General features: G+C 71.7%; 12 protein-coding genes. 6 read left to right on the forward strand and 6 right to left on the reverse strand.

The annotated features are described in order from the left end of the window. Position 1: 1 nt before the first annotated feature. Positions 2–793 (reverse strand): SDR family NAD(P)-dependent oxidoreductase, encoded by a 792-nt coding sequence (locus AFR_RS14065; RefSeq protein ID WP_023361139.1) that lies wholly within the window; start codon positions 791–793, stop codon positions 2–4. 108 nt (positions 794–901) lie between these two features. Then, positions 902–1,303, reverse strand: coding sequence for a CAP domain-containing protein (locus AFR_RS14070; RefSeq protein WP_023361140.1), 402 nt, complete (start codon positions 1,301–1,303; stop codon positions 902–904). 239 nt (positions 1,304–1,542) lie between these two features. On the opposite strand from AFR_RS14070, the gene AFR_RS47790 reads away from it, so the two are divergent. Genes AFR_RS47790 through AFR_RS46080 form a run of 6 tightly spaced genes read left to right on the forward strand, consistent with a single transcriptional unit; the run spans position 1,543 to position 7,533 of the window. Further along, positions 1,543–3,135 carry an ABC transporter substrate-binding protein gene (locus tag AFR_RS47790; protein WP_023361141.1) on the forward strand — a complete coding sequence of 531 codons (1,593 nt, stop codon included), beginning with the start codon at positions 1,543–1,545 and terminating at the stop codon, positions 3,133–3,135. Beyond that, positions 3,132–4,142: an ABC transporter permease gene (locus tag AFR_RS14080; RefSeq protein ID WP_084298024.1), complete on the forward strand. Its 1,011-nt coding sequence runs from the start codon at positions 3,132–3,134 to the stop codon at positions 4,140–4,142. The genes AFR_RS47790 and AFR_RS14080 overlap by 4 nt, the downstream gene beginning before the upstream one ends. Beyond that, positions 4,135–5,007, forward strand: coding sequence for an ABC transporter permease (locus AFR_RS14085; RefSeq protein WP_023361143.1), 873 nt, complete (start codon positions 4,135–4,137; stop codon positions 5,005–5,007). Before AFR_RS14080 ends, AFR_RS14085 begins: the two co-directional genes overlap by 8 nt. Next, entirely contained in the window at positions 5,004–5,963 is a 960-nt protein-coding gene (locus AFR_RS14090) for an ABC transporter ATP-binding protein (protein ID WP_023361144.1), read from the forward strand. Before AFR_RS14085 ends, AFR_RS14090 begins: the two co-directional genes overlap by 4 nt. Beyond that, a complete protein-coding gene (locus AFR_RS14095; protein WP_023361145.1) occupies positions 5,960–6,622 on the forward strand; it encodes an ABC transporter ATP-binding protein in 663 nt (220 codons plus the stop codon). The genes AFR_RS14090 and AFR_RS14095 overlap by 4 nt, the downstream gene beginning before the upstream one ends. Before the next feature lie 47 nt (positions 6,623–6,669). Then, the gene (locus AFR_RS46080) at positions 6,670–7,533 is read left to right on the forward strand and encodes a Ros/MucR family transcriptional regulator (RefSeq protein ID WP_023361146.1); all 864 of its coding nucleotides are present in this window, start codon (positions 6,670–6,672) and stop codon (positions 7,531–7,533) included. 15 nt (positions 7,534–7,548) lie between these two features. On the opposite strand, the gene AFR_RS14105 is transcribed toward AFR_RS46080, so the two are convergent. The 4 genes from AFR_RS14105 to AFR_RS14120 all read right to left on the reverse strand — a co-directional run bounded on the left by AFR_RS14105 (position 7,549) and on the right by AFR_RS14120 (position 10,948). Beyond that, positions 7,549–8,109, reverse strand: a complete 561-nt coding sequence (locus tag AFR_RS14105) for a sigma-70 family RNA polymerase sigma factor (RefSeq protein WP_148308279.1) — start codon at positions 8,107–8,109, stop codon at positions 7,549–7,551. Between the two features lie 58 nt (positions 8,110–8,167). Further along, positions 8,168–8,746: a hypothetical protein gene (locus AFR_RS14110; RefSeq protein WP_148307958.1), complete on the reverse strand. Its 579-nt coding sequence runs from the start codon at positions 8,744–8,746 to the stop codon at positions 8,168–8,170. A gap of 77 nt (positions 8,747–8,823) precedes the next feature. After that, a complete protein-coding gene (locus AFR_RS14115; protein ID WP_023361149.1) occupies positions 8,824–10,302 on the reverse strand; it encodes a PepSY-associated TM helix domain-containing protein in 1,479 nt (492 codons plus the stop codon). 55 nt (positions 10,303–10,357) lie between these two features. Further along, positions 10,358–10,948 (reverse strand): sigma-70 family RNA polymerase sigma factor, encoded by a 591-nt coding sequence (locus AFR_RS14120; RefSeq protein ID WP_023361150.1) that lies wholly within the window; start codon positions 10,946–10,948, stop codon positions 10,358–10,360. Positions 10,949–11,086: the final 138 nt, after the last annotated feature.

The raw sequence follows: 11,086 nt of genomic DNA on the forward strand, positions 1-11,086 counted from the left end.
GCTACAGCAGGTTGGTCAGCACGCCGCCGTCGACGCGTACAGCCGAGCCGTTGATCGCGGACGCCGCGGGGCTGGCGAGGAACGTCACGGCGCTGGCGATCTCGGCCGGCTCGATGAAGCGCTCGAGCAGGGACGTCTTGTTGGCGCCGATGATCGCCGCTTTCATCTGTTCCTCCGGCAGCGACTGCGCGGCGGCGATCGACTTGACCGTGTCGGCGACGCCGTCGGAGTAGGTCGGCCCGCCCAGCACCGAATTGACGGTCACCGCGGTGCCGCGGGTGAGCTTGGCCAGGCCGTTGCCCACGGCGAGCATCGCCGTCTTGGAAGTGCCGTAATGGATCATGTCGGCGGGGACGTTGACGCCGGACTCGCTGCTGACGAACACGATGCGACCCCATCCGCGGTTCAGCATCCCGGGCAGCAGCTGCCGGGCGAGGCGGACCCCGCTGAGCACGTTCACCTCGAAGTACTGCCGCCAGTCGGCGTCGGAGATGAGGTCGAAGGGCTTGAGCTCGAAGAGCCCCACGTTGTTGACCAGGATGTCGACCTCGGGCAGCTGCGCGCTGAGCCGGTCGACCTCCTCGCTGATGGTGAAGTCGGCGGGGAGGCCGCTGACGGACACACCGGGCACCTCACGGCTCAGCGTCTCGACGGCGGTGGCGAGCTTCGCCGGGTCGCGGCCGTTGAGGACCACGTCCACACCCTCGCCGGCCAGGGCCTTGGCGGTCGCGTACCCGATGCCCCGGCTGGAGCCACTGATGAATGCCGTCTTACCGGTGAGCTGCAGATCCACGTGATGTTCTCCTCAGGAAGGGTCCTCGGCAGCGCCGGGACCTCCACCACCTTGCAGCATTGAGATCAGCAACGGATCAGCATCCGATCAACGCCGGCCGGGCCGGGGTCAGGCGGCGAACACCTGGGTCCACACCGGGGAGCCGTGCCGGTCGGCCGCCACGCCCACACCGATCCTGGTGAAACCGGCATCGAGAATGTTGGCCTTGTGCCCGCGGCTGTTCATCCACGCCGTCATCACCTCGCGGGCGGTGCGCTGCCCCCACGCGATGTTCTCACCGACCACCGCAAACTGGTATCCGGTCACCGCCACCCGGTCTCCCGCGGTCGTGCCCTCGGGGGAGTGATGGCTGAAGTAGCCCCGCTGCGCCATGTCATCGGAGTGCGCCCGGGCCGCGACGGCCAGCAGCGGCTCCGCGACGAGCCGGCCGAGCCGGGCACGGCGGCGTTCCTCGTTGACGGCTGCCACCACACGCCGTTCCAGGTCCTCCCGCACGGGCGTGCGCATCATGACGGCCTCCTTCCAGCCCGGCTCCCCAGCGTGCGCGAGCGGAAGGCCGTGGTGCCCCGCTGCCGGCGTGCGACACGCCGCCAGGGGTCGTCCGCCCGCCGACTCTGCCTGAACGCGCACCCGTCTATTGCAATCAGTTTGCAATTGCGTAAGCATGGCAGGCAGAGTTTCCGATCGCACCAGAAGCCTCCGCCGGCCGGTGACCCCGGCCTGCCCAGACCCTGGGAGTCACCCCTGTGATGGTCCGATCGTCTGCTTTTGCGAGTCGCCTGCTGGCGGCCACCGGCGTTCTGTTGCTCGCCGCCTGTTCGTCTGCACCGGCCCCAGCCGGGTCGTCCGAGGCGGGCTCCACCTTCGTGGTCGCGACCGCGGGTGAGCCGGACACCCTGAACCCGGTGCTCAACTTCGGCGTCGACGGAGCCTCGCTGATCTTCGACGGCCTGGTCACCCGGGATGTGAAGAACACGCTGGTCCCGGCCCTGGCGGTCGAGCTCCCGGTCGTGTCCGCGGACGGCCGGACCGTCACGGCAAAACTGCGCGACGGGGTGACGTTCCACGACGGCAGCCCGCTGACCGCCGCGGACGTCGTCTTCACCTACCGGGCGGTGCTGGACCCGAAGGTCGACTCGACGCTGCGGTCCGACCTGGAGATGCTCACCTCGGTCACCGCCCCGGATCCGGCCACGGTCGTGTTCACCCTCAGGTACGCGTACGCGCCCTTCCTGCAACGCCTGACGCTGGGTGTCGTGCCCGCACAACTGTTGAGCGGCCAGGACATCAACAAGGCGGCGTTCAACCGCAAGCCGATCGGCACCGGTCCGTACAGGGTGGAGTCCTGGACCACCGGCGACCGTCTGGTGCTCGCCGCCAACGACACCTACTGGGGTGGTAAGCCCGCCAACCGCAAGCTGATCGTCGCGTTCGTCGCCGACGACAACGTACGGGCACAACGGATGCGGGCGGGCGAATTCGACGCCGCCGAACTTCCTCCCAAACTCGCCGCGGCCTTCGACACCGCCGCCGGCTACACCGTGCAGCGGGTGCCGACCGCCGACTACCGCGGTGTGATGCTGCCCCTCGGTCACCCCGTCACCGGTGACCTGGCCGTCCGCAAGGCGCTCGCCGTGGGCGTGGATCGCTCGGCCATGGTGACCGGCGTCCTCGCCGGAGCCGGCGAACCGGCGTACGGGCCGATCCCACCGACCTCCGAGTACGCCGACCCGTCGCCGGCGGGCAAACCGTCGGCCGACACGGCGACCGCGACCGCACTGCTCGACGCGGCCGGCTGGGCGCCCGGTGCGGACGGGATCCGGGCCAGGGCCGGACAGCAGGCGGCGTTCACGCTGATGTACCCGGCCGGCGACAGCCTGCGCAAGGAACTGGCCCTGGCCGTGACCGCGGACGCTCGGAAGATCGGCATCAAGGTCAGCCCGGAGGGCCTCACCTGGGACGCCATCGACACCCGGATCACCAAGGATGCGCTGCTCATGGGGTTCGGAACCCCCTACGACCCGGACTTCGTCTCCTACAAGCTGTTCGGGTCGCAGTTCGCCGGGCAGGGTTACTTCAACCCCGGGAGCTACCGGTCCCCGGTCGCCGACAAGGCGCTGCAGGACGGCCGTGACCAGGCCGACCCGGCGAAGCGCAGAGCCGCCTACGCGACGTTCCAGCAGCAACTTGCCGCCGACGCGCCCTGGGTGTTCCTCACCTACCTGCAGCACACCTATGTGGTGAAGGACGGCATCACCGGGGTGAGCCCGCGCGTCGAGGCGCACGAGCACGACGTCGCCAACAGTCTGTGGTGGAACATCAACACCTGGACCCGGCAGTGACACAGGCACCACCCGCGCGTCGCCGGCGGGGGATCGCCGGGGCGGGCGCGGTGATCCGCCGCCGGCTGCTGGTCGCGGTGCCGGTTCTGATCGCGACCAGCATCGGCATGTTCCTGCTCGGCGCGGCCTCACCGATCGACCCGGCCAAGCAGTACGCGGGCGCGGCCGCCTTCACCGCCACGAGTGAGAACCTGGCCCAGATCCGGGCGAACTGGGGAGTCGACGACCCGCTCCCGGTGCAGTACGCACGCTGGGTGGGCAACCTGCTGCGCGGTGACCTGGGCTGGTCCACCAGCCGCCACGAACCGGTGACCGCGGTCCTCGGCTCCCGGGCAGGCTGGACCCTGTTGCTCGTCGGGGCCGCCCTTGCTGTTGTCCTGGTGACCAGCCTCGTGCTCGGTACGCTGGCCGCGTACCGGAGGGGTGGTCTCTTCGATCGTGGCCTGCGGGCCGCGGCCTATGCGGTCGAGGCCATGCCGGTGTTCTGGCTGGGTCTCGCCGCGATCGCGCTGTTCGCGCTGACCCTGGGGTGGCTGCCCGCCGGTGGCCTGACCGGGATCACCTCCACCACGACATCGGTGGCGGACGTCGCCCGGCACCTGATCCTGCCGGTCGGGGTGCTTGCGGTCTCGCAGGCGCCGTGGTTCCTGCTGTTCGTGCGGGACTCGGTCGCCGAGAGCCTGCGCGACGACCACGTCCTGGCCGCCCGGGCCCGCGGGCTGCCGGGCCGGACCGTCCTGTTCGGACACGCGCTGCGGACGGCGCTGCTGCCGTTCCTCACCCTGATCGGCACGCACCTGCCGGAGCTGGTCGGCGGGGCGGTGCTGGTGGAGACGGTGTTCTCGCTGCCCGGCCTCGGCGCCGTCAGCGTGCAGGCCGCGCTCGGCAGTGATTTTCCGCTGCTCGCCGCGATCACTCTGGTCACCACCGCAGTCGTGCTGAGCGCAAATCTGCTCACCGACCTGGCCTACGCCGCCGCCGACCCGCGGGTGCGTCTTGATGGCTGACCTGACCCTGCGCCGGGCCCGGCTGCCGCGCGTGCGCCTGCGGCCGGGACGTCTCGGCGTCACCATCGCCACCACCGTGCTGGCCTCGGCCGTGGCCGCCTGCCTGCTCGCGCCCCTGCTCTGGCCCTTGGACCAGAGCGCGGTCGATCTCTCGCAGACCCGCCTCGCCCCGTCCTGGGCCCACCCGGCCGGCACCGACGACCTCGGGCGCGACGTCGCTCACCGCACGCTCTACGGCCTGCGCGTCTCCCTGCTGGTCGGTGCGGTCGCCGCCCTTGTTGCCACGCTGATCGGCGGGGTCGTCGGCGGCATCGCCGGCACGCTCGGCGGCCCGGTCGACCGGATCCTGATGCGCATCGTGGACACCGTCGCCGCCCTGCCGCACCTGCTGCTCGGGATCTTCATCGTCGCGATGCTGCGGCCCGGTCTCGGCGCGGTCATCCTGTCGGTCGGGCTCACCCACTGGCTGTCCACCGCCCGGATCGTGCGTTCCGAGCTGCTCAGCCTGCGCACCCGGCCGTTCATCGACGCCGCGATCAGCGGCGGCGCCGGGCGGCTGCGCGTGCTGACCCGGCATCTACTGCCGCACGTCCTGCCGAAACTGGCCCTGGCCACCACGCTGATGGTGCCGCACGCCGTCTGGCACGAGACCGCCCTGTCCTTCCTCGGACTCGGACTGCCACCGCATCTCGCCTCGCTCGGCAACATGATCAACGGCGGGCAGGGCTCCCTGCTGACCGGCGCCTGGTGGGCCAGCCTGATGCCGGGGCTGGTCATCGTGATCGTCACCCTGGCCCTCGCCGCGGTGGTCGCCCGCTGGCGTGACCGGCTCGACCCCCGCGTCCGAGCGGAGCTGCACCTGTGAGCACCACCGTGCGTACCTCGACGATGCTGACGATCAAAGACTTGACCGTACGGTTCCGGCTGCCCGATGCCATCGTGGAGGCCGTCACCGGTATCGACCTCGCTGTGGCACCTGGTGAACTGCTGGCTGTGGTGGGGGAGTCCGGCTGCGGTAAATCCGTCCTCGCTCACGCGCTGCTCGGTCTGCTGCCCGCTAACGCCACTGTCAGCGGGACCGCGCTGCTGCACGGTAATGACGCACTGGTCGACCTGCTCGCCGCCGACGAGAAGACCTTGGCCCGCACGGTACGGGGACGCCGCGTGGGCCTGGTTCCGCAGAGCCCGGCCACCGCGCTGACCCCGGTCCGCACCGGCCGGCACCTCCTGCAGGAGACCCTGCGCGCCCACGGCCGGGCCCGCACCGACGCCGAGACGGTGGCCGCCGGAGTCGGCCTCGCCCCGGCCGACCTCGACCTCTACCCGCACGAGTTGTCCGGCGGCATGGCCCAGCGCCTCGTCACCGCGCTGGCGCTGGCCCCGGACCCGCCGCTGCTGCTGGCCGACGAACCGACCTCCGGGCTCGACCGGCCGCTGGTCGACGCGACCTTGGACCTGCTGCGGGCCCGCTGCGACCAAGGATCGGCGGTCATTCTGATCACCCACGATCTGGCCGCCGCGGAACGGGTAGCCGACACCGTCGCGGTCATGTACGCGAGCCGGATCGTCGAACATCGGCCTGCCCGGGAGTTCTTCGGCGGGCCCCGGCACCCGTACGCCCACGCCCTGCTCGACGCCCTGCCCGACCGCGCCTTCACACCGATCCCCGGCCATCCACCGATGCTGACCGACCTGCCGGCTGGCTGCGCCTTCGCGCCTCGCTGCCCCCGTGCGGCTGAAGAGTGTGGTAGCCGGCCTGGCCTCGACTCCGACGAGCAAGGACGACTGGCCTGTCATCACCCGATCGGAGCCCACCGGTGATCACCGCCGAAGGCATCACCGTCGCCTACGGCCACCGCCGGGTCCTCGACGGGGTATCGCTGAGCGTCGCGCGGGGTGAGACGGTCGGGCTGCGCGGACCGTCCGGCGCGGGCAAGTCCACCCTGCTGCGTGTCCTGGCCCTGCTGCACCGTCCGGCGGCCGGGCGGGTCATCATCGACGGCACGGCGATCACCGGCACCCGGTACGCGGTGCCGGCCGCCGTCCGTACCCGTATCGGTGTGCTCTTTCAGAGCCCCCGTGCCGCAGCGGATCCGCGGTTGTCGCTGGCCGACATCATCGCCGAGCCGCTGCGCGTCGCCGGCCGGCCGGAGATCGAACGCCGGGTGGCGGAACTCGCCGACACGGTGGGGCTGACCGCCGACCTGTTGACCCGCCGCCCGCACGCGGTGAGCGACGGGCAGCTGCAACGGGCCTGCCTCGCGCGGGCCTTCGCGCACACGCCGCACTATCTGCTGTGCGACGAGGCCACCACCATGCTCGACGCCGCCACCCAGGCCCTGCTGGCGGCCGTCATCACCGACTACCAGAAACGCCACGACGCCGGTGTCCTCATCGTCACTCACGATCCGGCGCTGATGACACGCTGGGCCGATCGCAGCCTGGATCTGGCTCAGCTGTCGGCCGCCGGCGGACAGTGAGCGTGCCGCTGTTGCACAAAGGTGGCAATAGCGTCAGAATCGGACTCATGATCTGCGCTCTGTCGCGACCCGAGGCCGGCGTTCCCGAGGCCCGCCGCCGCCGGGCCGCGTCCGATAGCGGTCATGGACACCTCTGGCAGCTGCCGGACGGCACGGGACTGCATGCCCGGCCGGCCGAGCTGACCGTCGACGATGCCACCGGCCGCCTGTGCTGTCATCTGTGCGGTCGCTGGTACACCTCGCTGGGTTCCCATGTGCGCGCCCACGGCCACACCGCTGACAGCTACCGCAGCACCTTGGGTCTGTGCGCGGGGGAGCCCCTGACCGCTCGCGGGCTGTCGGCGGCGATCCGCGACCGGCAGGCCCGGCGGTACCGCAGCAACACCGAGCTCCGTGACGCCTTCGCCGCCGGCGCCGCGCAGCTGCGGCATACCCGCGATGCCTCCGCGCGCCTGGAGGAGCCCGAGCAGCGGGTCACCCGGCGCCGGGCCGCGCTGCAGGCCGGGCGGGAGACCACCGCCGCCCGGCGCCGCCGAGAGCTCGACGACCGCCTGACCCGCCTCGGTCATCCCGACCTCGCCGGTTACCTGCGTTCCGCGTACGCCGCCGGAGCCGGTCTGCAGGCGTTGGCCGCAGCAACCGGGCTGGGCCGCGCCCGTCTGCGTGCTGCGCTCGACGTCGCCGGAGTCGCGGTTCGCCCCACCGGGGTCAACACCGCGGAGGGACGGCGGTCGAGGGCGCTTTCCGCGGACCGTGCCGCCGCCGTGCGTGTCGGCACCGACGACCTGCACGCGTGGCTGGGGCGGCGGCGTACCGAGGGCTGGTCTCTCGTCCGCCTGGCCGCTGCTGTCGGCCACAGCACCCACTGGGTCCGGTGGCGGCTCGACAAGACCGACGTCCGGGCCGGGTGAGCGCGACGGGCGTGTTCAGCCGATCCGGCGTTGCTCCGGACGGGTGTCGCTGACCGCGGCGACCAGGTCCTCGCGGGCGCGGGCGACGCGGGAGCGGATGGTGCCGACCGGGCAGTCGCAGACCTCGGCCGCCTCGGCGTAGGACAACCCGGCGATCTGGGTGGCGACGAATGCCTCCCGCCGGTCGGGGTCGAGACCGGCGAGCAGGTCCTGCAGGGCGTGCTGCTCCTCGAAGCGGGACTGCTGGGGTGCGACAGCGTCGGCGGTGGCCTGCCAGTCGGGCAGGGACGCCGCCCGGGGCCGCCGGCCGGCGAGGCGAACGGCGTCGGCGGCCACGTGGCGGGCGATGGCGAAGAGCCAGGTCCGCACCGAGGATCGTCCGGCGAAGTCGGGCAGGGCCCGCACGGCCCGCAGGTAGGTCTCCTGAGCCAGGTCCTCGGCGTCGCCGTGGGAGGAGAGCGGAGTGAGGAAGCGCAGCACGTCGTGCTGGGTCGCGCGGATCAGGTCCGTCAGGGCGTCGCGGTCACCGGCTGCCGCGGCAGCTGCGAGGGCGGTGAGGTCGGGCTCCGGCATCACCGCGGGTCCTCTCGTCACGGAATTCTCCGTCAGAATACGGACCTGGCCGCGTGATGGTTCACCCGCGCACGGAAAATTTGAACGTCAGCGGCTGCCCCGAGCCGGGCCGCACGGTGACGACAAGATCCATGCGCCGGTCGGTGCGCAGCGGGACGGCGGCCAGGGCGACGCTTTCCGCGACGCGTTGCACGGCAATCGTCCCCGGGCGCGCGGTGCTGATCTCCCACGCCCGTACCGGTCCGATCGCCGGGTCGGCGCACAGATGCAGGAGAGCCGTGCTTCCCCGTACCGGCTCGGTCCGCACCAGGAGCTCGCGCCCGCCCGAATAGGCGGGCATCGAGGCCCGGGGCGGGCACGGCCCTTCCGCCGCGGCCGGTACGACCGAGACGCCGGTCAGCAGCAGTGTCACGCTGGCGCACAGCACGACGGCGGCCACCACGGCGGTGAATGCGCCCCGCCATGATCGTTTGACCGGCACGGGGTTCGTGCTCCGGTGGGACCGGGTGAGCTGCAGACCGTTGCCGGTGTGCCGGACAGTCATCGCGGAGCGGGGAATCGCACCACGGCGGCGCACTGCACGGCAGTACCGGCTCCCCGCCGTGTCCGCCGGCACGGGCCCGTGGCCCTCGGATCTCATGACCGGATAGTCGTCGTGGCCCGGCGTCCGGTTCCCGCCCAGGTGGCACCGCGTGCGGTGGTGCCACCTGCGGCGGGTCAGCGTCCGGCCGGGGCGGGGGAGACGGGCACCTCGGGCCGCGGACGGTTGCCGCGTCGCCTGCGGATTGCGCCGACGACGACGTCGATGAGCAGGAACGCGACCAGCGGTATGCCGAACAGCGGCACGAACCAGCCCACCGCGAACACCACAGGTACGCCCACGACGATCACCCAGGTGGGCAGCTGCTGCCAGGCGCCGCGCGGGGGCGGGGTTCCGGCCAGGGCCCGGCGGTCGGCGCGGGTGGGGCGCCGCTGCCACCACATGCGGTAGCCCCAGACGATCACCGTGATCAGGCCGATCGCCAGTGCGGCGAGCACGATCTGGTTGGCCAGGCCGAACAGCTGGCCCATGTGGGCGTAGACGCCCCACTGGGTGAGCTTGGCCATCACCGGCCAGTCGGCGAAGTTGCTGCGGTCGGTCACGGCACCGGTGGCGCCGTCGACGGCGATGCTGTCGCGCCCGAGCGGCCACGTCACCTTGTTCTCGGAGACCGTCCAGGCGGTGGTGGCGTCAGCCGGCACGGTCACGGCGACCGACCGGGTGATGCCGTTGTCGGTCGCGGTTTTCAGCACCGAGTCGACCTGCGTCGCCGGGTCGATGCCGGCGGTGGCAGCGGGGGTGGTGCCGCCACCGTGGTGGCCGCCGGCCGCGACCGGGGCGGCACCGGCCAGTGTCGTCGCCACCGCCGGGCGGCTGCCCTGCAGCGCGTCGACCGCCTTGCCGAAGTTGACGCCCGCATAGTCGGACCAGGTCAGCCCGGTCGCAGCCAGGAACAGCAGGCCCAGGGTCAGCCACACACCGAGCGAGGCGTGAAAGCTGCGGGTACGGCGCACACCCTTCTTCGCGGCGAGCTCGGGTGCCAGCATCTTCTTGCCGCGCTGGCGGCGCCACCACAGGATCAGCCCGCCCAGGGCGATGAACGCGAGCCAGCTGGCGGCGAACTCCGAGTAGAGAAAGCCGTACTTGCCGAGATGCATGCTGGTGTGCAGGTCGTCGAGCCAGGTCTGCGTCGGTGTGCTGGCGAACCAGGTGGTCAGCTGCCCGGTCACCGCGCCGGTGTACTGGTTCACGTAGACGGTCTCGGCGTGCATGGCGTCCAGGCCGGGCGCGGTGAAGTCGATCTGCGTGGTGCGGTCGCCGTCGCCGGCCCGGATCGCGGTCACAGTGCCGACGGGATGACTGGCCCGGGCGGCGTTGAGCAGCTCGGACATCGGCCGCGCTGAGCCACCGGGCTCGGCGATCACGAGTTCGTCGGCGTACACGATGCGGTCGATCTGAGGGGAGAACGCGTAGGCGAGCCCGCTGATGGCGGCCAGGAGAAGGAACGGCGCGACGAAGACACCGGCGTAGAAGTGCAGACGTAACAGCAGGGGACCGATGCTGCGCGCGGGCGCAGCCCTCGGTCTCGTCACCGGTGGGGCGGACGTGACGGGGGTGGTGGTGGACATCAGCACCTCACAGCGTTCGGCGGCCACGATTCGCTCGTTGGTCGCCGGGCCGCGGCGATTGGTTCCCGGCGAAAGTGCCGGATCAGATGACGTCCCGGTGGCCCAGCCGTGCCTCCTGCATCGCGGTCACCAGGTCCTCGCGGGCACGGGCGACGCGGGAGCGGATCGTCCCGATCGGACAACCGCAGATCTCGGCTGCCTCCGCATAGGACAGACCCACGACCTGCGTGATGACAAAGGCCTCCCGGCGCTCGGCGGAGAGCCCAGCGACCAGATCGTGCAGGGCGTGTTCTTCCTCGAAGCGCACCGAGCCGCCCTCGGCCACACTGCGCCAGTCGGGCACGGCGATCAGACGCGGGCGGCTCGCGGCGTGGCGCACCGCGTCCACGGCGACACGTTTGGCGATGGCGAACAACCAGGTGCGTACCGTGGAACGGCCGGCGAAGGCGGGCAGGGCCCGGAAGGCGCGCAGGAAGGTCTCCTGGGTCAGATCCTCGACCTCACGCCACGGGGCGATGCTGCCCAGGAACCGCATGACGTCGCGTTGTGTCGCCTGGACGAGGTCGGTGAAGGCGGCCCGGTCACCGGCCGCGGCCTCCGCTGCCAGTGAGACCAGGTTGTGGTCGGGCTCGGGGCCCGGCAACGGGTCCACCGGGACGCCGGAACCCACCATGAGTGTTCGTCCTCCGGATCGCTCGGTGGATGCGGCGCCGCACCCGTCGCATCAGGAGTCGGACCGCAGTCGCTCCTGGTTCCCGCGCCGGCCGACTTTTGTCCCGGTCACCCTCCGGGAACTTTTCTCCCCGCTCGG

This window comes from Amorphoplanes friuliensis DSM 7358, from assembly GCF_000494755.1.
GTDB classification, from domain to species: domain Bacteria; phylum Actinomycetota; class Actinomycetes; order Mycobacteriales; family Micromonosporaceae; genus Actinoplanes; species Actinoplanes friuliensis.

What these genes read in the sequence shown, in the direction of transcription:
- AFR_RS14110 (WP_148307958.1), bottom strand. Translation starts at nt 8,746, where the DNA reads ATGAGATCCGAGGGCCACGGGCCCGTGCCGGCGGACACGGCGGGGAGC.
- AFR_RS47790 (WP_023361141.1), top strand. Translation starts at nt 1,543, where the DNA reads ATGGTCCGATCGTCTGCTTTTGCGAGTCGCCTGCTGGCGGCCACCGGC.
- AFR_RS46080 (WP_023361146.1), top strand. Translation starts at nt 6,670, where the DNA reads ATGATCTGCGCTCTGTCGCGACCCGAGGCCGGCGTTCCCGAGGCCCGC.
- AFR_RS14085 (WP_023361143.1), top strand. Translation starts at nt 4,135, where the DNA reads ATGGCTGACCTGACCCTGCGCCGGGCCCGGCTGCCGCGCGTGCGCCTG.
- AFR_RS14120 (WP_023361150.1), bottom strand. Translation starts at nt 10,948, where the DNA reads ATGGTGGGTTCCGGCGTCCCGGTGGACCCGTTGCCGGGCCCCGAGCCC.
- AFR_RS14070 (WP_023361140.1), bottom strand. Translation starts at nt 1,303, where the DNA reads ATGATGCGCACGCCCGTGCGGGAGGACCTGGAACGGCGTGTGGTGGCA.